This window comes from Sutcliffiella horikoshii (assembly GCF_019931755.1).
Lineage (GTDB): Bacteria > Bacillota > Bacilli > Bacillales > Bacillaceae_I > Sutcliffiella_A > Sutcliffiella_A horikoshii_E.
Genome location: NZ_CP082918.1, coordinates 2,725,513 through 2,751,283, shown reverse-complemented (window position 1 = coordinate 2,751,283; position 25,771 = coordinate 2,725,513). Strand labels below are relative to the sequence as shown.

Here is a 25,771-nt window from a genome sequence, read left to right as displayed (position 1 = left end):
TAAATGATTTCAGTAAACGATTTTCGTACAGGTTTAACAATCGAAGTAGACAACGGCATTTGGCGTGTAATGGATTTCCAACACGTTAAGCCGGGAAAAGGAGCAGCATTCGTACGTTCTAAATTACGTAACCTACGTAATGGTGCTATCCAAGAAAAAACGTTCCGTGCTGGCGAAAAAGTAGCAAAAGCACAGATCGACAACCGCAAAATGCAGTACCTTTATGCAAACGGCGACATGCACGTATTCATGGACAACGAGTCCTATGACCAGTTGGAGCTTCCATCTGCTCAAATCGAATACGAATTGAAATTCTTGAAAGAAAACATGGAAGTTGCCATCATGATGTACCAAAGCGAGACGCTTGGAGTCGAGCTTCCAAATACAGTAGAACTAAAAGTAGCTGAAACAGAGCCAGGAATCAAAGGCGACACAGCTTCCGGCGGATCTAAGCCAGCAGTGATGGAAACTGGTGTAACAGTTAACGTACCGTTCTTCGTAAATGAAGGAGACGTATTGATCATCAATACAACTGATTCTTCTTACGTTTCAAGAGCTTGATTTGATTTTTTAAAAATAGGAGAAGTTCCCTTGTTGGTGGGGGAGCTTCTCCTTTTTGTTGTTGGGTGAGCGGGGGGGGAGTGTACGGTTTCCAATATAAGGATTCTATATGCCCGAACGGTAGGGAGAACGGTGTGAATTGTCTAATAGAAGGGTTCTATACGCCCGAACACCAGAGAAATCGTGGTGAAATGTCTAATAGAAGCGTTCTATACGCCCGAACGGCAACAAAATCCGAGTGAACTGTCCAATAGAAGGGTTCTATACGCCCGAACGGCAACAAAATCCGAATGAACTGTTCAATAGAAGGAAATAAAAGGAATCTCTCCACCCAAACAGCGAACAGATTCATGAAAACGGTCAAAGAGAAGCCCTCTCTACACCCGAACATCGAACAGATTCATGAAAACGGTCAAAGAGAAGCCCTCTCTACGCCCAAACAGCGAGCAAATTCATAAAAACGGTCAAAGAGAAGCCCTCTCTACGCCCAAACAGCGAGCAAATTCATAAAAACGCTCAAAGAGAAGCCCTCTCTACACCCGAACAGCAAACAAAATCATAAAAACGGTCAAAGAGAAGCCCTCTCTCCACCCAAACAGCAATCAAATTCACTCAAACTATCCAATACAATCTCACCCAACCTCAGTCCCCAAACCAAACCACATCAAACACATTCTCCACTACCATTCTACCGTCAGATCCATCCACCTTACTCATCCAAATATGCCTTCTTCCATCCGCATCCACCCGAACCCAAGCCATCAACTCAGAACCCTCTTTCAAAACCACAGGCTCACCATCAGAAGAACCCTCAGGCGTTTCCACAATCATAACAGCCTCTTTTTCCTTCAAACCTACCAAATACAAAGACGACTTAAATTTATCCTGATTCTCACCACTTGTTTCCCGACCACGCGCCACTACAATCTTCTCATCATCCACCCAATCAAAATCCACATCCGCAAACCCTTTAGGCGTATGCGTCTTTTTATAATTTGGGATAATGGTACTTGTCGTCAGTACTTTATTTTTAACTCCGCCACTGGTCATCCTGCCGCCACCCTGAATGGAGGCAAGGAGAGGCTTAGTCGGGGCCCACTTTATCCAGTTGGGATCAAGCAACATTTCCCCAAGTGGAATAAAAAGCTTGTTCTCTTTTACATAGACACTCAGCATATTGCTGTCAGCAGACCACGAAGCAGTTGGCGCAACCACCATTGATAAGCTTTTTCCGTCATGTGACCAGGAGAAATCATCTACATCTACTGCTAGAATGGATATGTCCTCGTATTTTAGAGGAGACGAAACCGTGTGAAGCGGTGTTACTTTTACATCCATCTCATGAGCTTCCTTTTCTATCCCCCAATGAACCTCGTAAAGTCTTGGGTGGCTCCAACCATCCGGAAACAAAGTCGCACTGGCAGAGGCAATTAAGTTGACACCTTCTGCATCCCAAGTGAAATTAGAAACACCACCTGTAAGCTGGTGAATGATCGGAGTTCCAGAAGCAAGTTCCACAACACAAAGTATGGAACCAGTCAGAAATCCAAATGAACGGTCAACGGGATTCCACTGTGGATCATGTCCCGCAATCTTTAGTTTGGTAGAACTCATTGTTTCGGTATTATATAACCAAATGTCATATTCTTCTAATTCTGATGGCGTATCCACCTGCTTGGCTTCATAAACAAGCCACTTGCCATCACTTGACCAACTGAATTTTCCCACTTCAATGTTCTCATGCAAGGGAACTTCCTTGGTACCATCAAACATCCATAAAGAATGGTACCTCGTAAAAGCCGCTTTTGGTTGTTCCGTGGTTGTAGCGTAACTAGATAGTGGGGAGAAAACAACGGATGCAGCCAATAGGCATATCAATAAATATTTCATGGTAAAATCCTCCTAAAATATTCCTACCCTTTAGTGTTACCAGCTACCACCATTTCATGAATAAAACAAAATCAGAATTTGAGTTGAAATTAGTGAAAAAGATGGTATAGTAAAGTAGTGGAATTATTCCAAGTTATATTTTTTTTGTAGATTTGTGCAAACGGTTACGCAAAATCGTGCAACCGTTATCATAGCAAAGAGCGTCGTTAATAAGGGAGTGTATCAAGATTGAAAAAGATATGGTGGAAAGAAGCAGTTGCCTATCAGGTATATCCTAGAAGTTTCATGGATTCCAATGGGGACGGTATTGGTGATTTACGAGGAGTTATTTCTAAATTAGATTATTTAAAAGATATGGGTATAGATGTTATTTGGATCTGTCCGATGTATAAGTCTCCGAATGTTGATAATGGCTATGACATCAGTGATTATCAAGATATCATGGAAGACTTCGGGAACATGGCGGATTTTGATGAGTTACTAGAAGAAGTGCATAACCGCGACATGAAGCTTATCATTGATTTGGTAATCAATCATACTTCTGATCAGCATGAGTGGTTCATTGAATCTGCATCTTCTAAAGACAATCCAAAACGTGATTGGTACATTTGGAAAGATGGAAAAGCTGGCAAAGAGCCGAACAACTGGGAAAGTATTTTCAATGGTCCTGCTTGGAAGTTGGACGAGAAGACTGGCCAGTATTACATGCACATCTTTGCAACAGAACAGCCTGACTTAAACTGGGAAAATAAAGATGTTCGCTTTGCGTTGTACGACATGATCAACTGGTGGTTGGACAAAGGAATTGACGGATTCCGTGTGGATGCTATTTCTCATATCAAAAAAGAGCCTGGATTCCCGGACTTGCCGAATCCAAAAGGTTTAGATTATGTTCCATCTTTTGACTACATGATGAATGTTGAAGGAATTCAAAAGCATCTTGAGGAATTGAAAGAGCAAACGTTTGCGCGTTACGACATCATGACGGTCGGGGAAGCAAATGGTGTGAAGCTGAACCAAGCAGATGAGTGGGTTGGCGAAGAGAACGGGAAGTTCAATATGATTTTCCAATTTGAACATCTTGGTCTTTGGGAAAAAGGAACAGAAGGCGGCGTAGACCTTCTTCAACTGAAGAAAACATTGACGAAATGGCAAAAAGGGTTGGAAGGGAATGGCTGGAATGCCTTATTCCTTGAAAACCATGACCAGGCTCGTTCTGTTTCTACATGGGGAAATGATAAAGAGTACCTAGTGGAAAGTGCGAAATCGCTTGGTGCATTGTATTTCTTAATGCAAGGAACTCCTTTCATCTACCAAGGTCAAGAACTTGGTATGACAAATGTGAAGTTTGACAGCATTAACGATTATGATGATGTTGGCATGAAAAACCTTTACGACATTGAGAGTGCCAAAGGGGAAGAGCATGCTCAAAAAGTGATGGAAATCATCTGGGCTAAAGGCCGTGACAACTCCCGTACTCCTATGCAGTGGAACGACGAGCCAAACGGAGGCTTCACCACTGGTACTCCATGGATGGGCGTGAATGAAAACTACAAAACCATCAATGTGGAAAAGCAATGGAATGACCCGAATTCCGTATTAAGCTTCTATCGCGACATGATCAAAATTCGTAAAGAAGAGGAAGTATTTGTCTATGGCGAATACAATCTGATTCTTGAAGATGACACACAAGTTTACGGTTATACAAGAACACTTGATAACAAAGTGGCGGTTGTATTATGTAACTTGAGTGAGGAAGAAGTAACAGTAGAGCTTGAAGATCTTGAGGTAGCTTCTGCAGACCTTCGTCTTCAAAACTATGAAGTTGCTGCACATGAAGGTGTGTCTGAATTGACATTAAAGCCTTATGAAACTCGTGTTTATGTAGTTGCGAAGTAATATATATGTTGGGAAAGTCTCACTTAAGGGTGGGGCTTTTTCTTTTTGACAAAAAAATTTCGAAAAAGTCATTGACACTTCCCCTTTAAGGCGGTAAAGTAATACTTAATTCTTTTAATAAACTAAATATTTCGATCTCTTATCAAGAGTGGCAGAGGGACTGGCCCTATGACGCCCAGCAACCGTTCCGTTTGGAATTGGTGCTAAATCCTGCAAAACAGTGATGTTTTGAAAGATAAGAGAGGGACAAGTCTTTTTGTTTTCAATTAGCGCTCAAACCTCTCTTTCTTGGAGAGGTTTTTTTATTTTATTAAAGCAATAAAGCAAAAAGGGGAGTAAAAAGAATGACTAAAAACATTTTTAAAAAAGGAATTGTGGCATTAACAACAGCGACTTTATTATTGACAGGTTGTAGTGGAGGAGGCGATTCTGCGGCGAGCAGTAAGCCGACTGGGCCGATTGAGAACGTACCAGAGAAGTTTGCTGATGGAGAAGGTGCAAAAATTAAGGTGATACGAAAGATTGGCGGAGATGATCATACGGCTCAATTTTTAGCTGGGGCTAAAGAGGAAGGGGAGTCACTAGGGTTTACAGTGGATGTGTTTACTGCAAATGGTGACAGTGCCAAATTTCATGATGCTATCAACCAGACGGTTAACCAAGATTATGACGGAGTGATTATTTCACACGGTGATGATTCGGCAACAGTGGGAGGGGTTCAGCAGCTTGTCGACAGCGGCAAAGAAGTGGTGACATTCGATTCCAACGGAGATTTAGCGAACATTGAAGGAGTTACACTAACTTCTCAAGATGATGAGGAGCTGGCAAAGTTGGCACTTGACCAACTCGTTAACGATTTCAATGGGGAAGCAAATGTGGTGTATCTGTGGGTTGACGGTTTCCCTCCGATGGTTCGACGTAACAATGTTTATAAGGAGACATTAGAAAACAATCCCGGACTGAATGAAGTGGAACGCTTTGGAGTTGCAGCGGCAGATACTTCCGTTCAAACACAGAACGCGGTTGCGGCAATGTTGAACAAGCACCCTAAAGGAAGCATTGATGCTATCTTTGCAACATGGGATGCATTCGCAGTAGGAGCGGCTCGTGCTTTAAAAGAGGCAGGTCGAGAAGAAATCAAGATATACGGAATCGATGTTTCCAATGCCGACCTTCAGGAAATCAGTACGGAAGGAAGCCCTTGGAAATACACAGCAGCTGTGGATCCGAAATTGATCGGTGCTGTAAATCTGCGTTTACTTGCTAAAAAGCTTGCAGGGGAAGAAACGCCGCAAACTTATGACTTGGAAGCTTCCTTAATCTCTCAAGAAGATTTAAAACAATCAAACGAAGCGGTAAACATGGGCAACCTTTCATCAGTCGTGGAGGGCTGGGGTGAATCTGACTCCTTCTTAGAAGAGTGGATGAACACATTGAAAGAGCATTACAAAAAATAATAGACGGCACTCTCTTCATCAGGAGAGAGTGTTTGTATTTTTGAAGAGAGGGGGAGCAGAATGACAAACACAACACTTGAAATGAAAGATATATCCATCGAATTCCCTGGGGTAAAGGCTCTTGACCAAGTAACATTTACCGCAAAACCCGGAAGTGTCCATGCTTTAATAGGAGCCAATGGTGCTGGGAAATCGACGTTGATGAAAGTACTGGCTGGAGCGTACGATCATTTTAGCGGGGAAATCAAACTCGGAGGAAATCCACTTTCTATTTCTAATCCAACTGACTCCCAACAGGCAGGCGTACAAATCGTTTATCAGGAAGTGGATGCAGCATTGATTCCGACACTGACGGTAGCGGAGAATATCATGCTTCAAGAGACGGTGCAGCACTCCGGAAGCAAGCAGTGGATTCGTTGGAGAAATGTACATAAGAAAGCGGCCGAACACTTGAAAAAATTGAATAGTAATATTTCTACCAAGCGTCTAGTAAGCTCGCTGACATTAGCAGAGAAGCAAATGGTCCTCTTGGCAAGAGCTATTTCAACAGATTGTAAGTTTTTGATTTTAGATGAACCAACAGCGCCTCTTAGCAACAGAGAGACAGAAAAACTGTTTTCTGTCATCAAAAGATTGAAAGAGGAAGGGGTAGGGGTCATCTTTATCTCCCATAGGATTCCTGAAATCGTGGAAATCTGTGATGAAATAACGATTATGAGAAATGGACAGGTAGTCAATCGGGACAACGTGGCAAACCTTACTCCTGAAAAGATAGTAGAGTGGATGCTAGGTCAGAAACTAGAACAGCAGTTTCCGGAACACAATCCAACCATAGGTGAGTCCCTGCTAGAAGTAGAAGGACTCAGCGACAACACTATAGTGAAAGATGTAAGTCTCCACGTAAAAGCTGGTGAAGTAGTGGGAATAGCCGGTCTTGTTGGAGCGGGGAAAACGGAGCTCTGCAAGGCATTGTTTGGGTCATCTAAAACGACAGGGACAATAAAAATCAAAGGAAATACAGTCAAAGTAAAAACACCCCATGTAGCAGTACAAAACGGGCTGGCATTTATTCCAGAGGAGCGGAGAAAGGAAGGTCTCATCCTCCACGAATCCGTGCAAACTAATTTGGTTTCCGCTAATCTCCATGCATTCACAAAGGCCCTGCATTTCCTTGATAACAAAGCACAGAAAAGCAAATCACAAGAGATCATCCAAGCACTGGGCATTAAAACGCCATCACCTGACACAAGTGTCCACACACTTTCAGGAGGAAATCAGCAAAAAATCGCCATAGGCAAATGGCTGGTCTCTGAAGCGGATATCTACATTTTTGATGAGCCAACAAAAGGGGTCGATGTTGGCGCTAAAAGGGACATTTTTGAACTGATTGCCGCCCTTGCGAAACGCGGTAAGGCCATCCTTTACGCATCATCTGAGCTTTCAGAGATTGTCGGCCTGACCAATAGGGTGTATGTCCTTTACGACGGCAAGGTTACAAAAGAACTATCCACCGCAGATACAGACGAACAAGAGCTTCTATACTTTTCAACAGGGGGACAAGGAAATGAAAACTGACATACCAGTGCAGGAGAACGCCAAACAGGCCTTCCGCTTTGAACTGTTCGATTTTTTATATAAATACGGGACCATCATTACCATTTTTGTGTTGATTGCCGTGTTTGCCCTTGCAAACCCAGCATTCATCCAATCTAATAATGTCATCAATATTTTAAGGTCGATCTCGATCGTTACGATTATCGCAATCGGCATCACCATCTCCCTAACAGTAAACGGCTTCGACTTATCCGTGGGGTCTGTTGCATCCCTGTCCAATGCTATCGTTATCTCCATGTTTGTCTGGTTTTCGCAAAATACTGCAGTGGCAATCTTTTCAGCAATAGCGGCAGCACTGGTAGTCGGGGCTTTCAACTCTTTTATGATTGTAAAACTGAAAATTCCTGATATGCTGATGACTCTTGCGACCATGTTCATCATCCAGGGCATTGCATTGACTTATACAAAAGGCTCTACAATTTCGCAAAATATGGTCATGGCTGATGGAACGTTTGCAACGGGAACCATCAGCCCGCTATTTCAGAAATTTGGACAGGTCCCATGGATCATCGTCATCATGTTAACGATTGTGGTGGTGGTTCATATTTTCCTCACCTACACCAAGCACGGAAGATTCATGTACATCATTGGAGGAAATGCTGAAGCGGCCAAGCTTTCGGGAATAGCGGTGAACAAATACAAAGTAGCGGCTTATTTATTTTCCGCCTTATTAGCAGCAATCGGAGGGATGGTCCTTGCTTCACGGATTATGACAGCAGAAATAAATGCGGGCACACCATACTTAATGGATTCAGTTGCGGCAGCATTCATTGGTTTTGCCGTCCTTGGAGCAGGAAAACCGAATGCATTCGGCACATTTATCGGTGCAGTATTAATCGGGATCCTTCAAAATGGCCTCGTCATGATGTCCGTTCCTTATTATGCGATGGATATTGTCAAAGGCCTTGTGCTTGCCTTTGCGTTGGGGATTACGTATTATAAGCAAAAATAAAACTATTGACATTTGGAATGAAATAGATAAAATAACTAGTAATATCTGCATAACGAAGATTTGTTATAAACATTTCGGAGTATAAGAACAAAGGCTATGATAAGAAAGAGTAGCAATCACGTAAACAGACAGAAAGTTACCGGCTGATGAGAGGTGCATGTTGAACGATTGTGAATACGTCTTGGAGCTGTGTACCGAAAAGTGAAGACTTGAGTAGGCTACGCCGGTGAAGCACCCGTAATCATGTGCTGGAGTATCGTCATATGACTGTACTTTCAAAGGTAGGCAATGTGAATTGCTTATGAATTAAAGGTGGTAACACGAGATAATCGTCCTTTTGGTTAATCCAAAAGGGCGTTTTTTTTATTCCCTTTGGTTCTTATAGAGCTTGCAATATTAGAAATAATATTCCAAGGAGATGTTAGTATGTTAGTAAAACCAGAAGAACAATTGACCATTATCATGAAAGGTGCTCAAGAAATAGTAAACAAAGAAGAGCTATTGGCAAAATTGGAGAAGTCCTATGAATCAAAGACACCTCTGATTGTTAAACTAGGGCTTGACCCTTCCGCACCTGATATTCATCTGGGTCATGCAGTGGTGCTTAGAAAAATGAAGCAAATGCAAGACCTAGGCCATAAAATCGTTATCATCATTGGGGATTTCACAGGGCGTATCGGAGATCCGACTGGAAAAGCAAAGGGGAGAAAACCGTTAAGTGATGAGCAGGTAAAACTGAATGCACAAACATACTGTGAGCAAATCTTTAAAGTGTTAGATGCAGAAAAAACGACTGTCCGATTCAATAGTGAGTGGCTATTTAAACTAACATTTGAGGAAGTAATCAAACTAGCAGCCAGCACATCTGTAGCAAGAATACTAGAGCGTGACGATTTCCAAAAGAGATACAATAACCAAGTGCCGATCGGCATTCATGAATTTTTCTACCCATTAATGCAAGCATACGATTCCGTCGAAATAAAAGCAGATATTGAACTAGGTGGAACAGACCAAACATTTAATATTCTCATGGGACGCACTCTCCAAAAACAATGGGGATTAGAAAAGCAAGTTGCCATTTTCATGCCATTGCTTGAAGGGTTGGACGGAGTAGAAAAAATGAGTAAGAGCCTTGGTAATTACATCGGTGTCAATGAGCCAGCTGAAGTAATGTTCAAAAAAGTGATGGAGGTTCCAGACGAACTCATTATCAAATACTTTGAACTGGCAACGGATGAACATCCAAAAGAGATTCAGAAGTGGATCCAACAGTTAGAACAGGGAGCAAATCCTAGAGATATCAAACTTGATTTGGCTAGAATCATTACGAATCTATACTGTGGAGAGGAAGAAACGAAAAGAGCCATCACATTCTACGAAACGGCCTTTAGCAAAAAAGAAATACCAGATGACATCCCAGAGTTATTGATCGAAATCGGAGCGGAAACAGTTTTAGCTATCATTCCACAATTAGTCGAGCAAGGCTTTGTTAAAAGCAAAAGCGAATTCATGCGCTTAATCAAGCAAAAAGGAGTCCAGCTCAACAAAGAAAAACTAAGCATTGATGAACTGGACCGGGTATTAATGAACGATGAAGTACTGCAAATTGGTAAAAAGAGATTTATTAGGTTCATAAAATAATTTTAACTATGTTGAGAAGCGTTAACTTGAGTTTGAAGTTATCGCTTCTTCTTTCGTTGACTTAACTTTCACACCTATAACTGGAATCGATCAGCGCTCATTTTATTTTTTTAGAATGAAATTAATGTTGTAGGGGTTTTAGGATTATGAAATAATTGGTATTAGGCTAACGGCTATTTTTTATTGAACTAGAAGATTATCTGAATAGGATTTTTTTCTGTGAAAAAGGAGGCTGTTTTATGGAGAGAAGAATAGAGAAATTTTCTACAAATGGGTTAACGCTAGAATATTCTATTATGGGTGACGGTGAACCTATATTTGTCATGCATGGAGGACATTCAAATTGTAAAGAAGAGTTCGGGTATAAAGCATTAATAGAAAATGGGTTTTCTATTATTACTCCTTCAAGAGCAGGGTATGGAGGTACGTCGAAAGAAATAGGAGAAAGTCTATCTACTGCCTGTGAGCATTATATGAAGCTATTAAATCATTTGAATATAAAAAAGGTCCACCTTGTGGCAATATCCGCAGGTGGTCCAAGTGGTATATATTTTGCTTCTAAGTATCCTGAAAAGGTTTGCTCGCTGACTTTACAATCTGCTGTTACGAAAGAATGGCTCACTCCCAAGGATAAAGAATTAAAAGCGGCAAGGGTATTATTTCGTCCTAAAACAGAAAAATACACATGGAAGTTAATATCTTTTATGAATAATCTATTTCCACGATTTATCTTTAATCAAATGTTTCCTTCCTTTAGTAAATTAACACATAATGAAGCAAAGAAAATGTTAAGTAAGGATGATGTGGAAGCAATAAGAAAAATGAATAATCGACAACGATCAGGGGAAGGTTTTTTTATCGACTTAGCACAGATTAATGAGGTAGCTATTGAAAATTTACAAGCTATAAGTTGTCCAACGCTTATTATGCACAGTAAACATGATGGCTCTGTACCATTAGAACACCCTTATCTTGCTCATGAAAAAATCCCTACTTCTGAATTATGTCTCCTCGATACATGGGGACATCTAATTTGGCTAGGTAAATCATCAAAAGAGACAGATGAAATACTTATTAGGTTCCTTAAATCACGTACATTTTGTATCGCTTGAACCTGACCAAATATTATAATCATTATAAATTTGTTGGAATTACATAGGAGGGATTACCTTGAAAGCAGTAAAAACTTTAAGAGTTTGTGAAAAAGGGCATAAATATTTCAAAAGTAGCGAATGCCCAAGTTGCCCTACTTGCAATAAAGAGAATAAACCCGGTAGCGGCTTCTTAACAAAATTAAGTTCACCTGCTAGAAGCGCCTTAGTTCACGAAGGGATAAATACTTTACAAAAACTCTCTATGTACACCGAAAAAGAAATACTAAAGCTCCACGGTATTGGACCCGCTTCTTTACCAACTATGAAAAAATCATTAGAAGAGGCTGGTTTAGAATTTAAAGAATAATTAAGATTATCGAACCTGAATCAACTTTGACAGGTATAGAAAAAATGCCAGATTTAATTAATGAAAAGACCGTCTTTTATTATTATTAAGTCACAAAAAAACTAAGTGATTCTTTAATTCTAGCACACAGGGGAGCTTGACTATTACGGACTAAGTATGTTCAAGTAGAGAACAGTCCACTCTATGGAAGAGTTGTTTCACTAATGATTTCATCCGTGTCCTTGTCTTGCAGGCGGACATTTACGTGATAATTGTCCAGTGAGGCTCCATTGTACAATTGGTACAGAGCAGCATTCATTCCAATTAACAAAGATACAATTCTATCTAAACCAAGACTCCCCTCACTCTTGGATTTGTCTATAAAAAAGGTAAATTGGTTAAGGGATTTATTATGGGTCACATCATATATAGGTTCATAGTACTCATCGTCGGCTATGATGTCTTGGATGGTATGTAAAATGATATTTTTATATTCAGCCTTTTTCTCGTAATGTTTTAATCTATTCATTCTATATGTCATGGATCCATCCTCATGTTTGGTAACCAGGATTCCTTCTTTTTCTGAGCTGGAAATTAGCTCCTCCTCATTAATATCACTAATAAATAATGACGAAGGAATGGTTACCTCGACATAAAATAAATCATTTCTTTCAAGTGTAAAATAAACAGTTAGTGCAACTAATGAAGCGAGCACTAGAATCCACCATTTCTTCATATCATTCACCTCACTCAAATTTCTTCCTAAAGTGTAACGTTTCTACCGTTTTCTTACAACGATATTCCATATGGGAAATTTTCAATGATTAGGTCTTAAGAATTAATTAAAAACCCCAACTGACAAAAAAACTTCTCTATTATAGCCTTAAGTAGAAAGAAGATTTCGAAAACTAGGAGGTCATAATGAGTGAGAAGGTTTAGGTATCTATTATCCGTTTTATTCGTATGTTTATTGGTAATTAGCAGTGTATTTCCTGGACAACATGAAGTTAGAGCAACAAGTGAACAGATTGATGATGTGGAAGAATACTTAAAAAATGTAACAGGTTATGAACGTGAAAAAATGAGAGAAGTCTCTGGAACAACAGGTATTCAGTCTAAAATATTATTTCCTGATTTGAATATTCACTCTGACCAAGATGTGAATATTATTGTTCAATTCACTGATGAGCCATCAATCGTTGAAGTCGAAAATAAGAAAGCAAAAGGAATTTCTACAACCTTAAGTAAAGAAAGAGAAAAAATAAGTAAAACACATCATAAATTTAAAAGCTTCGTTCAAAAAAATGTCGGAAAAGCTAAATTTTCGGAAGTGAAGATTAAAAGAAATTATGATTTAACTTTTAATGGAGTTTCGATGACTTTACCTTCTAAAGATGTACAAAAAATATCGGAGTTAGGATACGTAAAAGCGATTTGGGAAGATTTTGAGGTGAAGATAGAGCCGGTAGCATCTCCCGAAGTTTCGAATGAATCTCCTGCCCTTGATAGTATTAAACAAATCGATGCAGACAGATTACATGAAGAAGGAATTACAGGTAAAGGAATCAAGGTAGGGGTCCTTGACACAGGAATTGACTATAACCACCCTGATTTGCGTGAAGTGTACAAAGGAGGCTATGACTTAATTGACAATGAGGCCGATCCAATGGAAACAACATATGAAGATTGGCTGAATTCAGGTCAACCGGAAAGAAACCCGATGTCGGATTCCACATATTATACATCCCATGGAACACATGTTGCAGGTTCAATAGCAGGAAACGGGGCAAATGAATCGGAATACGCTGTAACAGGGGTGGCACCAGAAGTAGATTTATATGGTTATAGAGTTTTAGGGCCATATGGATCAGGAATGATGTCAATTGTCATTGATGGTATTGAGAAAGCTGTAGAAGATGGAATGGACGTTATAAATCTATCATTAGGTTCTACAGCTAATCACCCATTTGATCCTAGTGCAGTGGCAATTGATAATGCGGTAAAAGCGGGCGTTGTAGCAGTAATAGCTTCCGGGAATTCGGGTTCATTAGGCTCGTTCTCTATTGGTTCTCCAGCGACTTCCACGCTGGGAATAGCAGTTGGTGCATCCAGCTACTCCATCACAAGGCCGACAATGGACGCAACATATGAGTCTGGAACAGCCATGGACACTTTTTCACAATTACCTTTACTAGGTAAAGATTATACGACAGATTTACAGTCCTTCTTGAAAAGCCCTACAGAAATAGTTTATGTGCAAAAGGGGACAAGGCAAGATTATGAAGGGAAAGATGTGCAAGGAAAAGTTGTTTTAGTAGCCAGAGGTGATTTTGCGCTACATGACAAGGTTGTTTTTGCGAAAGAAAATGGTGCCAAGTCAGTTATTATGTACAATAACAACCAGGAAGAAGGCCATATACCGTTTTACTTAGGAGAAGCAAATGCTTATATTCCTAGTTTTTCATTAACGTATGACCAAGGTTTGATCATTAAACAGCTACTAGAAAAAGAGACAACAAAACTATCTTTTCATGATGAAGCTTCAGTGAAAACCGATGGGGACGTACTTGCAGGATTCAGTTCAAAAGGGCCAAGTCGACTTACTTACGACATCAAGCCGGAAGTGGTAGCTCCAGGAGTGGACGTTTTCTCTACGGTTCCTGCCTTTACAGTGGATCCAACTAACACAGAAGATTATACCTCTTCCTATAGAAGAGCATCAGGTACTTCTATGGCGGCACCGCATGTAGCTGGCGCAGTTGCCCTACTACTTCAAGCTAAACCAGATCTTACTCCAGAGCAAGTAAAAGCAACATTGATGAATACCTCAGAAAAATTGAATGGAAATACAAGTGTTTGGGAAAGTGGTGCCGGTAGAATCAATATTTATGAAGCGGTACAAACTGAAACCTCAATTTCAGTTAGGCAGGAAACAAAAAATCACCAAGGAGAGCTTTTAGTAGAAAATGGCGGCAGCTTAAGCTTTGGCAGTTACTATACATCTGAAAAGGAAATGAAATATAAGTTGCCAATTACAGTTTCCAACAATAGTAACAAGGTTAAGAAATACTCGGTTTCTTTTATAGAAAACCATACAAATGGTTCAAAGAAACTAGATGAAAACGGAGTGAAACTAACTTTACCTAACAACATTACTGTGCCTCATAAAAAATCAATGACAAGAGATGTGACGCTCGAATTTTCTAAAGATGCAGAGCCTGGTTACTATGAAGGAATGGTTGTTTTGACAAATAGGGAAGACGAGAACGAACAATATTATGTGCCATTTGGTACTGTTTTAATGAAACAAGGGATTAAAGAATTAATTGTTCCATACACGAGTTTTACAACGCGAAGAGACTATAATCATGGCTATATGGGTTATACTCCTGTCTTATTCTCGTTTAATAGCCCGATGGTAGCCCTAGACCTGGTTCTTAAAGAAAGAGATACTGGTAAGGCGTTAGGCATTATTGAATCCTATCAAGGAGATATAAACGAAGACACATTATTCGGGATGGAATTTGGATTTGTGGGATTATACTTCCCGTTTACCGGTGATCAAGATCATCCGGTAGAATATGCAAAACAATTAGCACCTCCTGGGAATTATGAGATTGAGGCAATTTCAAGAGCTGAAAATGGGAAAGTATTCAGTAAAAGCCAGCCATTATTTATTGAAAATACATTGCCAGGATTAAAAATGAGCAATCTTGGTGGAGTATATGAAGTAGATGAGAACGGGCTAACTATTTCTGGGAAAGTATTTGATGAACACGTAGATGTATTAAATCAATATGGTATGGAAACATCCCAAGCTTCTAACGAAGTAACACTTTTAAACCTTACACGTTATAACGCGAAAAATTTAGAGGTAGCAGCTGACGGAAGTTTTACTACGGATTTGAAGTTGAATGAAGGAACGAATATGACAAGGTTTACACTTAGAACATTAGACTTAGCGATGAATGGTATGCAAGAGCATCCGCACTCAACGTATCATTTAATTAAAGCAGGCATACCTTACGTAAAGCTTGCTTCTGAAAATATTGATGTAAAATATGGAGATGATGTTTCTGTTAAGCTATCTGCACAACATATAGAACAGATGCAAAAAGCAAATTTCGAATTGCGATTCCCACAAAATATTTTTACGCTTGAAGATGTGAAGATTAGTAGTGAATTGCAACAATTACTAGATGACAAAGGAGTAGATGGGATAATCAGTACTACTTCTTCTACCATTGGTACAAATGCAGTGTTAGGAATTCAGCTTGAATTAAATAGTCAAATAGAAGGTATTCATGAAATGCCTTTACTTGATCTTTCACTTAGTGTAAAGGAAAATCACACTTCTTATGCAAAGTGGATCCAGAATATGAATATAACTAAGGCAACCGTTCATGATGAAAACGGTTCTAGTGATGTGCAAAGGTTTGGTCAAGGATTCAACATCTTGCCAACTGTTTCGCAACTTGAAGGCGGAATTCTACCGGAAGCATTTATGAGCGGTGTTTGGTTAGATTATACGAAAGACATGCTTAGCGCAGGAATTACAGCTACTCTGACTTCAAAAGATGGAACCGTATATGAAGGTACTGTAAATAGTGCAGCAAGATATATCTTCAAAGGCCTTCCAACTACAGATGAACCATATACACTTTCTGTTAAACTACCAGGTCACTTTGAGCGTGTAGTGGAAATAAGCCACCTTGGAGATGAGTTCAACGGAGTAGACGTCGGTAGAATGACATACATCTTCTATGCCATGACACTTGCTGGAGATGTAAATCAGGATGGAGTCATTGATATCATCGATGCTCTAGAAATAAAGAAGCATTACGGCTTAAATGAACGTCCAGCCGATCTTGACCACGACGGTACTGTGGGTGAAAACGACATGAGGTTCGTCGTAAGAAACTATTTAGAACAAAATACGTTGTTGAAAAATGCACCTGAACCCAAAGAAGAAGTAGATGGTGTAAACCTACTAAGCATTCTAGAGGAATTAGGACTAACGCACTTGCTGGAAGAAGAAGGGCATGGGCATAATCATTGATTTTTAACTTATGAAAAAGTAAATGACCCCGGTACTGGACCGGGGTCATTTACTATTCAGCCACTCCATCAAATAAAATATTTATTGATATCAACCACGATTATGGCTTGAATTCAACTAAGGTACGCTTCCTTTTTTATGGGAAATACACCTTGAGTAAATGTCTTTCATTTGAAATAATAAATTGTGACTGAATATATTAAAGTGATTTTTTGTTAATTGAAAGGAAGGTTCTTGTGTTTTTCTTATTTGCAATTTTGTTTTTATTGTTTGGTTATTTCTTTATCCTATCATTATTAAAAGCTATGAAAGACGAAGTATCTCATCATCTCGTAGCTATTCTGTTTATTATTTGGGCTTCTTCATCGATATTAGTTACGGTTAGTTTAGTGGGATTATAAAACATCTTATTAAGTCGGTGAAATAATTCAATGAATTTGTTTTTAATTGGAGTGAACTTTATGTTTGTAAAGGTTTATCAATATCATATTCAAAGTGATAAAGTTGCTGAGTATATAAGTATTCAAAAAAGAGCTTCATACATATATAGAAAGTATTTGGAGGTTAATACGGTATATCTTCAGAGTAAAGATGATAATACGAAATGGATGGAAATATCAACTTATAGGAACGAGGTGGAGTATAACAAAAGTATTACTTTAATCAACAAAGAGGAAGAAATGAAGAAGCTATTTGATGAGTTCCAGTCACTTATGGTAAATGGAAAGGAGATAAGCGAAGAAGATTACATTAAGAAGAATGTATGGGCTGTCTTTTAGTGATCGTCGTGATTTAATAAACAGGGGTTTATCTGGAATAAGGTAGGCTACTTTTTTGGTTGAAATAATTGGTATTGAGCTTTAGGGTAGGATTATCGAGGAGTTTTACATTTTTGGCATGTTGATAGGGGGTTGGTGAATGAGAAAGATAATGTTGTTAATGTTAGCGATTAATACTCTTACAATAACTGCAAGTTGTTCAGGGAACAACAAGTTAGAGGGAACTAAACCACCAATTCCTGAAATTTATATAGATTCAGTCGATATTCCTGTTGTAAGGGGGACGTATTGTTGGTATGAATGTGCTGACTATCCTTCTATTCCAGAAATTGTTGAAGAAATAGAACCAACAGTAGTTCCTGGAAATTCTAAATTTAACATCAGTTTTCATTACACGCCTAGACCAAGCAATATTTCAATAGCTAGAATGAAACAAGGTGAAGAGAAATTGTATAACCAGTCTTTGGTAACGCCTTCTGAACAAGGTGTATACTATTATGAAATAGATGCAAGATGGAACTATGAGAATTTAGAAGCTGACTCGTTCTACGCGTTTGTAATAGAGGTCAAATAGTCTTTATACAAAAATGAATGTTAATAAACCTACAAGAAAGTGAATAAGGTAAAACAGTATATTCTTGTAGGGGGAGACTAATTGAAACACTTTACAAAGTGGTTAAATAGGGCATTCAAACAATATCCAAGAAAAGAAATGACTCTCCTTATGGGATCCCATTACGAACCGCAAACATTTGGACAGCCAGTTGAACGCAACCAAACCTCTTTAATAACTAACAGTGATGCCGAAAAATATTTTCGTCCTTCCTCCCTCCCTATAAAAAACACCCTTTTCGAGAACACCCAATTTTTTGATCCCTATTATGAATTAAACTACAAAGAGATAAAACTGCCTGCAACATTAACCCGGAATCCTGACGAAACTATTTTAAACTACTTTAGTATTTTAAGAGAGGCAGAAAACCTCAACCAAAACCAGTTGGGTGGGTGCGGAACTGTAGGGATGGCAAAATTGCCATTTCCAATTGCTTATAACTTTTTTACTAAAGACTATCAAAGAAGGGTTTCCTATAATGAATATCTTCAATCGTTTGCTGGAATTGGACATCTAAATTTAATTAAGATGAACAGACTGCCAGATGAAAACGGCATGGGTCCTTATTTCATTGAGTTGGAAAGCATCGAAGGTTCATCAAAAGGTGTTACCTATTTTGCTTATTATTATGGCTATGTCCAATTAAAAAAAGAACAAAACCTGTATAAAATTGACCAGATGAAATTGTATGGAGAGGACTTCCTCTGTGCAGCCTATCATCTCTGGCAGCATGATGCGGAAGCCGTGGTTGCTATTATGTATGGAGAATGGTGTAAATTAATAAAAAAACAGCTACCTGCAAAACAAGAAGGTTACGTTAAAACGATTGATTATATCGGTACGGATGGAGCCGATTATCGCTTCATCTTTTATCAATTAACAAACGATACAGATGTATTAATTTCTCAATACAAAAAGAGTGCTGAAGGAATCTGGGAATCCATCAGAATTGATCCTTACCAATGTCTTAATTAACTTGTGCGATTTTAGAAGCTAGTCCAAGTAAAGTATTGTTATTTATCTCTTGTGACAAGATAACCCTATAAATATATAGGGGGGGATTAAATGATTCATTTAGTGATGTTTTTTTCCTTATTGAATGTATTAGATCCAGGTGGTACAAATGCTTTGGAGTTTAAAGCCAGTGACACTTGTATAGAAATTTCCAATAAGTTCAGAGATCAATACATTAATGAAATTAAACAAGATTTAATCAAAAGCTTTAATTTGGATGTATCTAATTATAGTGAATATAATTCCCATGATGATACTGAAAAACTTTATCAAGATTTAGGTAGTTCCGATAAAAGAACTTCTGGTTTAACGGATATGTTTGTAGGTGAATACTACGGTGTGAAATTTGTATACATTAACAAAAATCAGACTGAAGGTTACATTGTCTTCAAAGACAAAAACGGCAACAATAATATGGAAAAAGTAATTAAGACAGAAAAAAAGTGGATAAAAGTTGATATTAGAGAAGTAAAGTCAGTACCTCCGTACGAGTTTGATTATAGAGGTTTTTTCTGTCTCTAAATCCTGCGTTCACTCAAATAGAGAAAGGGAATATGTTAATTTTATTTATCATTAGAGCGCTATCCTCGAACAGGGATCAGCGCTCGTTTTATATTATGCATGATGAGGAATATTTCATTGTAGGAATTTTCAGTTTATGAAATAATTGGTATTATGATTGGGCAGTTTATTGAATACAAAATCTTATAATTTATTTGGTAGAGGTGAAGTGAGTGAGTATTTTTCTTTTTATAATTTTTCATATATTTATAGGAATAGCAATAATTTATTTGTATGGAAAAATACCAAAAGCAATCACTGTATTTGGATCTGTGTTTTTAACTATGAGTTTTCTTTATTGGGGAACAGTTTATATAACCTCGTTGTTAAGCTAACAAGAGCGTTTGCTGAATGGCAGGTCACCTTTGTTCAAATTAAGGGCAGTTAAATGGAATAACCAGAGACCCGTTAGTTTTGATTTATAAAAATTGAAACAAGACAGGAAATAATCCGTCTAATCTTCTAAATATATATTAGGAGGTTCTTGCTATTAACAGAATAACAATCGGTGTAACTATCACTATTTTATGTTGTGGATTAATCGCTTGTTCACCTCAAGCTGAAGAGAGTGCTGAATTTGAAGAAGAAATCGTTAAAAATGAAGAATACGAATCTTTAAAAAAGGTTGCTTGGGAATTCGTTAAGAAAGAAGGATGGGATGAGTTAGCTAAAGGGGATTGGAGAAATGCTTCAGTGGAGGTTACGGACACTAGTTTTGGTCATATGCTTGAGGGCGAACCTCACAGAGTTAAAGTGTTAATGGTTACTTTTGAGTCTAAAGAAAACCTTACCAATGAGTTACCTCAGATATTTGTTGACCTTCTGGAAAAAGAAGTTATAGGATATGTCCCAACAGAGTAAGGTTTATTTTATCAAATGGGAGCTTCTGTTTAATAGTATATTAGTTTACATAAAAAAATTTAAATTGAAAAAGGTGGGGGAATATGCAAAAGATAGGCTCTATGTTACCTGTTTTACTACTTTTAATATTGGCTGCTTGTGGGAATTCTGACTCTGAAATTACTCAAGTGGAAGCAGAGTCTATTGTTTTACAACATCTAATCGAAGACCTCAACAAGGACAAAGATCAAATTAAAATAAAATCGGTGAGCCAAAGTTTTGGGAAGTACATCGTTGAATGGAAAATCGACGAGTCTTGTGAGTTTGGAAATATTCAAGTAGATGACCAAAATGGTGAGTTGCTCGAAGCTGAGGAATCAAATTGTTAGGCTTAAAGAATATAATTGGTCCTTTCTTAAACTAGGGGCATTTTTTCCATAGTTTTTTTCTGGTTTCGTACGTCAATTGGAGGGGACTAGCAGGTGACAAAAAGTGAAAAAGAAATTCAATCAAGGCAATATGTTAGTTATTCCACTTAAGTGCGCTATCCTGGAACAAGAACTAGCATCTAATTTTCAAAACAGATACATTCTTCAAAAAAGGAGTTGTATAAAATGGATGAAAAAAAAGAAACAAAAATAAAACGCACTTCAAAATCAGAAAACATTCTACTGCAGATCAATAGTAAAACTAAGCTAGGCGATTTACGAAAAATCGCAAAGGACATTAAAAAAGATCACGAACTAGCTATGGAACTTTGGTCAACCGAAGAGTTTCTGCCCAGACTATTAGCAATCTTACTTATGGACAAAAAACTTCTTTCACAAGATGTGCTAAATAAGCTTGATAAGGATATGCAGATTCACACTTTTGATGAGCGAAATAACCTAATGGATTGGTTAATGGCTAATCAACTCACCAAAGACAAGAAGAACATTGCATTGATGGTGTCATGGGAAAATAGCCCTTCTGCACTTCAAAGGCGTGCTTTCTGGTATTATCAAGGGAGATTGAGATGGACTGGACAAACACCGCCTGTTAACACAGCAGACTTACTATCTGCAATTGAAGCTAATATTAAGCAGGAAGAACCCGAAGTTCAATGGGCTATGAATTTCACTGCAGGCTGGATAGGCGTCTATGATGAAAAGTATCGAGCACGTTGTATTAAACTTGGTGAGAAAACGGGACTCTACAAAGATGAAATGGTATCAAAAGGATGTACACCAAATTATTTGCCGGAATTCATTACGATTGAAGTTAACAAACGAATTACCAATTAGTTTCCATTGAAAAAATCATAATGGTTTAATGTGAAAATAAAGGAATTAAACCTCAATATGAAAATTGTAATAGGCTTGGACCGAAAGAAATTGGGCGCTACCCTTTAACAAGGATTAGCGCTCGTTTTTATATTGGTCAAGGAAAATATCTTATTGAAGGAATTTTTAGAATATGAAATAATTGGAATTATGCAAACTGCAAAGAAATTGACATAAAGCAATTTCGCATTATTTTATTAAAATATATGGAGGAATAGTTATGTGGGTAATATTAGGGATTATTGCAATAGTTGTAACTTTTATAAATCTTTATATGTATGCGGCAGGAAAGGATTATAAGCTCGCTATGGCAATGGGGTTATCATTTACAGCATTAACACTCTGTGCAGAATACAGTCTTGTATCGATGTGGGTAGAAGTGGAAGATTGGGCTGCGTTAATGGATGTAGTACCTGGTATGGAAAGGGCATTATGGTTTTTGACAATTGTTTCTATCTTACTAAATATAGCACCTATATTTTTAGAACGAAGAGGTAAGAAATAATGACTTAGTATTAAATCACTTAATAAGTCTTTTAATATTAATAACTAGGAGTGATTGCAGCGCGATGGATTGCTGCATACATAAGAATTGGACTGGACTAGGGATGAGGAGTTTTTGGAATGCTAATTAGAGAAATTAGAATGGAAGATGCAGAAAATTTACTACTCCTAATAAAGGAAGTTGAGAGTACATCTGCTTTTATGCTTATGGAGCCAGGGGAACGAGAAATGACTCTTGAACAACAGCAAAAACGGATAGAAATAATAGACAAGCAAAAAAATTCAACGGTATTTGTAGCAGAAGAAAATGGCAAATTAATTGGATACTTATTTGTTATAGGTGGAAGCGTTAAAAGAACAAAGCACTCCGCTTATCTTGTAATAGGTATTTTACAGGATTATAGAGGGAAAGGAGTAGGTACAAAACTGTTTAATCATGCTACAAATTGGGCTTCAAAGCATAACATTTCACGATTAGAGTTAACAGTTGTCACCGAAAATGAGTCAGGTGTAGCACTTTACAAGAAAAGTGGTTTTGATATAGAAGGAACGAAAAGAAACTCACTTATGATAAATAATAGAGCTTATGATGAGTATTATATGTCAAAGTTATTATAGCTTCTTTTTATTCTTGAAAATCATCTTATTCACCAAGATCAATTATTTTTCTTTCAATAAGAAACACTGAAATCTCAAATGCTTCAATTCTTCTTTTGGCTAAAGTAATCTGAGATTTATATCTATTAGGATTCTCTTTAGTTTCAAGAGTTTTTACAGTTTCTCTTAATTTGTTAAGTGTAGAGTCAATTTGACGTTTTGCTTCAACCAAGTCAGATACGTTAATATCCATCGGAGTACATCCCCTTTATAACTTAATGTATTTTTAAATTCAGAATAATAAAGGATATCGGAAATTGAAAGGGCTGTCAATGTTCTATCTAATCTTTTTGGTATCGCGATTTTAAGTCATTAACTATTTGGGAGGTTCTCTTTTTAATGAAAAATTCCCTGCCTATAAGTTGCTGCTTATCATTATGAAGGAATCAACGGTGGTTAAGTCGAATAATTCATAGTGCGTGATTGGTTGTATTTTCAAAATAAAGAATGGTTTTTTTTCCTTGGGAAGCAATTAAACAGTGAGGGGATTGGTTGTATGCAAGTTGTAAGCAAAATGTTTTTAGAACAACTGGACATGCATTGCCATGAGAATGAGTGGTTTGCGTCTATGGATCAGGCACTTCAAGGAGTCACTGCAGCAGAGGCATCATGGACAAGTTCTGGAATCAGCAATTCGATTTGGCAGATTGTCAACCACTTGATATTTTGGAATGAAGATGTAATCCATCGAATGAAGGGCACAGAGAATCCTCATAAGGCAAAAGACAATGAAGAAACCTTTGGGAGTCAGGGGGATCCAGAAGACGAAGTTGGGTGGACCCAGACAGTGCAGCGTCTTAATGAAGTCATAAATAAATTAAAAAGGGTCATTGAGGACCTTGACGATGAAAAGTTAAAAGCTCCGTATGCAACTAACAGCTCCTCTACTGAGCGTTTACTAAGTAATATTATGATGCACGATACGTACCATATCGGCCAAATTGTCCTGTTGCGAAAATTGCAATCCTCTTGGGGTGGCGTTGATTGGTCTTGAAACATCATACTTCATCGACCTTTCAAGCATTAGGGTGTGCATTCATTTTCATTCTCCAGAGTGAAAAGGGTTATCTTGCTGCTTAATGCATGGCAACGTGTGTATAAATAAATTAGAACGTATATACAGAGCGTGTTTCATTGCTCAACAGTAGGGCGCGATCCTTTCAAGGGTCAGTGCTCATTTTTATTTCGGACCTGAATGATAAATAACTTATTGTAGGAATTTTTAGAATATGAAATAATTGGTAGGAAGCAATAGGAAGCATATTTCCAATGTAAACGCTTTTTACATACTTAAGAATAGGGAAGGTTTCAAGAATAAGGGAGGGAGAATGCGATGACAAACAGAGTGAAAAAAGAATTAATTTCACTTTCCATATTCTTAATTGTTGTTGTTTCTTTCCTATCAGGATGGTATGTAATTAAACCAGATCATCATGGTATAGTAGGAGAATTAGAAGAGAATAAATTCATCTTATACCCTACGAAAGTAAATCCAGACGAGGAACCGTTTACTCCTGAAATTTATTTTTTGAAGAATACTAAAGTATCAGGAAAAATAAGTAGCATTAAAGATTTGGATGAAAAACAAGAGATTAAAGTTTGGATAGAAGTATTTGAAGGGCAGTACATTGCGAAAAAAATTAAAATTACTAAAGAATAGCTTTCTTCAAGAATCTAGGAGCTTTAACGGAATAAGTAGGTCTGTATCTCTAACAGGAGGAGTTATTATCAAATTTAAAAAAACAATTATTCAGTTATTTTGTATTACTCTACTTCTTGGCTGTACATCAAATGTAGAAGATAATGTTGAAGATATAGAAAACATTATAAACAGTAAATATTCAGAAGAAAACGTATTAAAAACTCAATCAAAAGACAATAGTGAAGTTATTATATATGAGGTGGATGAGACAATTTACTTCTTTTACTTTTTGGATAATACGTTAAGAAACCATCATAGGATTTTTTTAGAGCTTGTTGATAAGGAAGGTATTTGGTGGACTGCTGGAACAGAAATAGAAGGTGATTCCCATGTATGGGGGATTGTTCATGAAAACGAAGAGGTTCCAGTGGGATTATCCAATAATGATATGAAATTTCTTCACTTAGATTTCGAGAATTACACAATTTTTTATATTGTTACAGAAGAGAAAATAAACTCTCCAATCGAATTTACCTATTAGTATTAGTAGAATTTCTATCGCACTCTAGATTTCTTTCTATTTAGTGTATAATGCTACTCAAAAATTGTTGAAATTGAACCAGAGCTTTCACAAGCAACAGAAGAGAAGATAGAAAAATTATTACCGGCTTATTCCATAAAATAGGAGCTATTGTAGAAGAAGGCAGTTCTCTTATTGTGCTAATGGGGCAAGTTGCTTCGATAAGGAATACATAAGAGAGAAAATGGGGGACCAATTATGAACGAAATTGTTAAATGTCCTAAATGCAGTAATGAGGGGAAGCAGGGATATATTTTTTCTCCTCGCAGAATTTGTTGGTCAGATTCGGCTGATTCAATCATCGCTGATTTAGAAAGTGAAATATTAATAAAAGATGCAATCTTCAAAATTAGTAAAACTCCAGCATTTAGATGTGAAAACTGTAATTTAGTTATTTTTATATATAAATAATAATGATATAAATAAGCAGTTCTTAATAACCTTACTATCTTAAACAATCTGGAGCGATTGCAGCATAATGGATTGTTCCTTACATAAGTATAGGGCAGTTGAGATAAAGAAAAGTTAGCTTTTTGCATAAATGCCCATAGTGAAAAGGAGATTCTATGAATAGAATAATTAGCCTTTTTTTATTGATTTTTTTTTGTTATTTAACATGGCTATATCTTGCAATATATGAATCTTCAATAAATGACTGGTGGACAGTCAATGACATAAAACATAAAACTGAAGATACTGTTGATGTAGGTGTATCATTGGTAAAGGTTATTGTTGGTACAATTATC

General features: G+C 37.6%; 24 protein-coding genes, 1 pseudogene, 1 riboswitch and 1 other annotated feature. Of the genes and pseudogenes, 22 read left to right on the top strand and 3 right to left on the bottom strand.

Features of this window, described 5'->3' with window-relative positions; translation table 11 throughout:
* Nucleotides 1–3 precede the first annotated feature (3 nt).
* Complete coding sequence (gene efp / locus K7887_RS14200) at nucleotides 4–561, top strand: elongation factor P (RefSeq protein ID WP_060664926.1); 558 nt, start codon at nucleotides 4–6, stop codon at nucleotides 559–561.
* A gap of 642 nt (nucleotides 562–1,203) precedes the next feature.
* On the opposite strand, the gene K7887_RS14195 is transcribed toward efp, so the two are convergent.
* Nucleotides 1,204–2,451: a TolB-like translocation protein gene (locus K7887_RS14195; RefSeq protein ID WP_223490060.1), complete on the bottom strand. Its 1,248-nt coding sequence runs from the start codon at nucleotides 2,449–2,451 to the stop codon at nucleotides 1,204–1,206.
* A gap of 228 nt (nucleotides 2,452–2,679) precedes the next feature.
* Here K7887_RS14195 and K7887_RS14190 point away from each other — a divergent pair, with 228 nt between their 5' ends.
* The 8 genes and pseudogenes from K7887_RS14190 to K7887_RS23080 all read left to right on the top strand — a co-directional run.
* On the top strand, nucleotides 2,680–4,350 hold the full coding sequence (locus tag K7887_RS14190) for a glycoside hydrolase family 13 protein (RefSeq protein WP_223490058.1): 1,671 nt from the start codon (nucleotides 2,680–2,682) through the stop codon (nucleotides 4,348–4,350).
* A gap of 136 nt (nucleotides 4,351–4,486) precedes the next feature.
* A riboswitch (SAM riboswitch) is annotated at nucleotides 4,487–4,592 on the top strand.
* A 102-nt stretch (nucleotides 4,593–4,694) separates the two neighbouring features.
* Nucleotides 4,695–5,807, top strand: a complete 1,113-nt coding sequence (locus K7887_RS14185) for a sugar ABC transporter substrate-binding protein (RefSeq protein ID WP_223490056.1) — start codon at nucleotides 4,695–4,697, stop codon at nucleotides 5,805–5,807.
* A gap of 60 nt (nucleotides 5,808–5,867) precedes the next feature.
* On the top strand, nucleotides 5,868–7,382 hold the full coding sequence (locus K7887_RS14180; protein WP_223490055.1) for a sugar ABC transporter ATP-binding protein: 1,515 nt from the start codon (nucleotides 5,868–5,870) through the stop codon (nucleotides 7,380–7,382).
* Nucleotides 7,372–8,373 carry an ABC transporter permease gene (locus tag K7887_RS14175; protein ID WP_223490054.1) on the top strand — a complete coding sequence of 334 codons (1,002 nt, stop codon included), beginning with the start codon at nucleotides 7,372–7,374 and terminating at the stop codon, nucleotides 8,371–8,373. The genes K7887_RS14180 and K7887_RS14175 overlap by 11 nt, the downstream gene beginning before the upstream one ends.
* Nucleotides 8,374–8,460: 87 nt before the next feature.
* Nucleotides 8,461–8,713, top strand: a binding site (T-box leader).
* An 86-nt stretch (nucleotides 8,714–8,799) separates the two neighbouring features.
* Entirely contained in the window at nucleotides 8,800–10,014 is a 1,215-nt protein-coding gene (gene tyrS, locus K7887_RS14170; protein WP_223490053.1) for a tyrosine--tRNA ligase, read from the top strand.
* A 239-nt stretch (nucleotides 10,015–10,253) separates the two neighbouring features.
* Entirely contained in the window at nucleotides 10,254–11,126 is an 873-nt protein-coding gene (locus tag K7887_RS14165; protein ID WP_223490052.1) for an alpha/beta fold hydrolase, read from the top strand.
* A gap of 58 nt (nucleotides 11,127–11,184) precedes the next feature.
* Nucleotides 11,185–11,475 (top strand): RNA polymerase alpha subunit C-terminal domain-containing protein, encoded by a 291-nt coding sequence (locus tag K7887_RS14160; protein WP_223490051.1) that lies wholly within the window; start codon nucleotides 11,185–11,187, stop codon nucleotides 11,473–11,475.
* A 2-nt stretch (nucleotides 11,476–11,477) separates the two neighbouring features.
* Nucleotides 11,478–11,580 (top strand): annotated as a pseudogene (locus K7887_RS23080) (SAM-dependent methyltransferase); the annotation flags it as partial.
* Between the two features lie 76 nt (nucleotides 11,581–11,656).
* On the opposite strand, the gene K7887_RS14155 reads toward K7887_RS23080, so the two are convergent.
* Entirely contained in the window at nucleotides 11,657–12,190 is a 534-nt protein-coding gene (locus tag K7887_RS14155) for a hypothetical protein (RefSeq protein WP_223490050.1), read from the bottom strand.
* A gap of 189 nt (nucleotides 12,191–12,379) precedes the next feature.
* Between K7887_RS14155 and K7887_RS14150 the strand changes: the two genes are divergently transcribed.
* From K7887_RS14150 to K7887_RS14110, 9 genes are all read left to right on the top strand, one after another.
* Nucleotides 12,380–16,513: a S8 family serine peptidase gene (locus K7887_RS14150; RefSeq protein ID WP_223490049.1), complete on the top strand. Its 4,134-nt coding sequence runs from the start codon at nucleotides 12,380–12,382 to the stop codon at nucleotides 16,511–16,513.
* 461 nt (nucleotides 16,514–16,974) lie between these two features.
* The gene (locus tag K7887_RS14145) at nucleotides 16,975–17,292 is read left to right on the top strand and encodes a hypothetical protein (RefSeq protein WP_223490047.1); all 318 of its coding nucleotides are present in this window, start codon (nucleotides 16,975–16,977) and stop codon (nucleotides 17,290–17,292) included.
* Nucleotides 17,293–17,431: 139 nt separating this feature from the next.
* On the top strand, nucleotides 17,432–17,866 hold the full coding sequence (locus tag K7887_RS14140; protein ID WP_223490045.1) for a hypothetical protein: 435 nt from the start codon (nucleotides 17,432–17,434) through the stop codon (nucleotides 17,864–17,866).
* Between the two features lie 81 nt (nucleotides 17,867–17,947).
* Nucleotides 17,948–18,880 (top strand): hypothetical protein, encoded by a 933-nt coding sequence (locus K7887_RS14135; protein ID WP_223490043.1) that lies wholly within the window; start codon nucleotides 17,948–17,950, stop codon nucleotides 18,878–18,880.
* 90 nt (nucleotides 18,881–18,970) lie between these two features.
* On the top strand, nucleotides 18,971–19,441 hold the full coding sequence (locus K7887_RS14130) for an RNA-binding protein (protein WP_223490041.1): 471 nt from the start codon (nucleotides 18,971–18,973) through the stop codon (nucleotides 19,439–19,441).
* A gap of 983 nt (nucleotides 19,442–20,424) precedes the next feature.
* Nucleotides 20,425–20,709, top strand: a complete 285-nt coding sequence (locus tag K7887_RS14125; RefSeq protein ID WP_223490039.1) for a hypothetical protein — start codon at nucleotides 20,425–20,427, stop codon at nucleotides 20,707–20,709.
* Nucleotides 20,710–20,934: 225 nt separating this feature from the next.
* Entirely contained in the window at nucleotides 20,935–21,603 is a 669-nt protein-coding gene (locus K7887_RS14120) for a DNA alkylation repair protein (protein WP_223490037.1), read from the top strand.
* A gap of 259 nt (nucleotides 21,604–21,862) precedes the next feature.
* Complete coding sequence (locus K7887_RS14115) at nucleotides 21,863–22,147, top strand: hypothetical protein (RefSeq protein WP_223490034.1); 285 nt, start codon at nucleotides 21,863–21,865, stop codon at nucleotides 22,145–22,147.
* Nucleotides 22,148–22,266: 119 nt separating this feature from the next.
* Nucleotides 22,267–22,764 carry a GNAT family N-acetyltransferase gene (locus tag K7887_RS14110; protein WP_223490032.1) on the top strand — a complete coding sequence of 166 codons (498 nt, stop codon included), beginning with the start codon at nucleotides 22,267–22,269 and terminating at the stop codon, nucleotides 22,762–22,764.
* Nucleotides 22,765–22,789: 25 nt separating this feature from the next.
* On the opposite strand, the gene K7887_RS14105 is transcribed toward K7887_RS14110, so the two are convergent.
* On the bottom strand, nucleotides 22,790–22,996 hold the full coding sequence (locus tag K7887_RS14105) for a hypothetical protein (RefSeq protein WP_223490030.1): 207 nt from the start codon (nucleotides 22,994–22,996) through the stop codon (nucleotides 22,790–22,792).
* Between the two features lie 303 nt (nucleotides 22,997–23,299).
* Here K7887_RS14105 and K7887_RS14100 point away from each other — a divergent pair, with 303 nt between their 5' ends.
* From K7887_RS14100 to K7887_RS14085, 4 genes are all read left to right on the top strand, one after another.
* Nucleotides 23,300–23,797, top strand: a complete 498-nt coding sequence (locus K7887_RS14100; protein WP_223490028.1) for a DinB family protein — start codon at nucleotides 23,300–23,302, stop codon at nucleotides 23,795–23,797.
* Between the two features lie 339 nt (nucleotides 23,798–24,136).
* A complete protein-coding gene (locus tag K7887_RS14095) occupies nucleotides 24,137–24,463 on the top strand; it encodes a hypothetical protein (protein ID WP_223490026.1) in 327 nt (108 codons plus the stop codon).
* Entirely contained in the window at nucleotides 24,432–24,986 is a 555-nt protein-coding gene (locus K7887_RS14090; RefSeq protein ID WP_223490024.1) for a hypothetical protein, read from the top strand. Before K7887_RS14095 ends, K7887_RS14090 begins: the two co-directional genes overlap by 32 nt.
* A gap of 237 nt (nucleotides 24,987–25,223) precedes the next feature.
* Nucleotides 25,224–25,436, top strand: coding sequence for a PF20097 family protein (locus K7887_RS14085; RefSeq protein WP_223490022.1), 213 nt, complete (start codon nucleotides 25,224–25,226; stop codon nucleotides 25,434–25,436).
* The last annotated feature ends 335 nt before the right edge of the window (nucleotides 25,437–25,771 follow it).

Coding starts and splice junctions, on each gene's coding strand:
- efp (WP_060664926.1), top strand. CDS start 4: ATGATTTCAGTAAACGATTTTCGTACAGGTTTAACAATCGAAGTAGAC.
- K7887_RS14195 (WP_223490060.1), bottom strand. CDS start 2,451: ATGAAATATTTATTGATATGCCTATTGGCTGCATCCGTTGTTTTCTCC.
- K7887_RS14185 (WP_223490056.1), top strand. CDS start 4,695: ATGACTAAAAACATTTTTAAAAAAGGAATTGTGGCATTAACAACAGCG.
- K7887_RS14180 (WP_223490055.1), top strand. CDS start 5,868: ATGACAAACACAACACTTGAAATGAAAGATATATCCATCGAATTCCCT.
- K7887_RS14175 (WP_223490054.1), top strand. CDS start 7,372: ATGAAAACTGACATACCAGTGCAGGAGAACGCCAAACAGGCCTTCCGC.
- tyrS (WP_223490053.1), top strand. CDS start 8,800: ATGTTAGTAAAACCAGAAGAACAATTGACCATTATCATGAAAGGTGCT.
- K7887_RS14165 (WP_223490052.1), top strand. CDS start 10,254: ATGGAGAGAAGAATAGAGAAATTTTCTACAAATGGGTTAACGCTAGAA.
- K7887_RS14155 (WP_223490050.1), bottom strand. CDS start 12,190: ATGAAGAAATGGTGGATTCTAGTGCTCGCTTCATTAGTTGCACTAACT.
- K7887_RS14145 (WP_223490047.1), top strand. CDS start 16,975: ATGTTTGTAAAGGTTTATCAATATCATATTCAAAGTGATAAAGTTGCT.
- K7887_RS14140 (WP_223490045.1), top strand. CDS start 17,432: ATGAGAAAGATAATGTTGTTAATGTTAGCGATTAATACTCTTACAATA.
- K7887_RS14130 (WP_223490041.1), top strand. CDS start 18,971: ATGATTCATTTAGTGATGTTTTTTTCCTTATTGAATGTATTAGATCCA.
- K7887_RS14125 (WP_223490039.1), top strand. CDS start 20,425: ATGCAAAAGATAGGCTCTATGTTACCTGTTTTACTACTTTTAATATTG.
- K7887_RS14120 (WP_223490037.1), top strand. CDS start 20,935: ATGGATGAAAAAAAAGAAACAAAAATAAAACGCACTTCAAAATCAGAA.
- K7887_RS14115 (WP_223490034.1), top strand. CDS start 21,863: ATGTGGGTAATATTAGGGATTATTGCAATAGTTGTAACTTTTATAAAT.
- K7887_RS14110 (WP_223490032.1), top strand. CDS start 22,267: ATGCTAATTAGAGAAATTAGAATGGAAGATGCAGAAAATTTACTACTC.
- K7887_RS14105 (WP_223490030.1), bottom strand. CDS start 22,996: ATGGATATTAACGTATCTGACTTGGTTGAAGCAAAACGTCAAATTGAC.
- K7887_RS14100 (WP_223490028.1), top strand. CDS start 23,300: ATGCAAGTTGTAAGCAAAATGTTTTTAGAACAACTGGACATGCATTGC.
- K7887_RS14095 (WP_223490026.1), top strand. CDS start 24,137: ATGACAAACAGAGTGAAAAAAGAATTAATTTCACTTTCCATATTCTTA.
- K7887_RS14085 (WP_223490022.1), top strand. CDS start 25,224: ATGAACGAAATTGTTAAATGTCCTAAATGCAGTAATGAGGGGAAGCAG.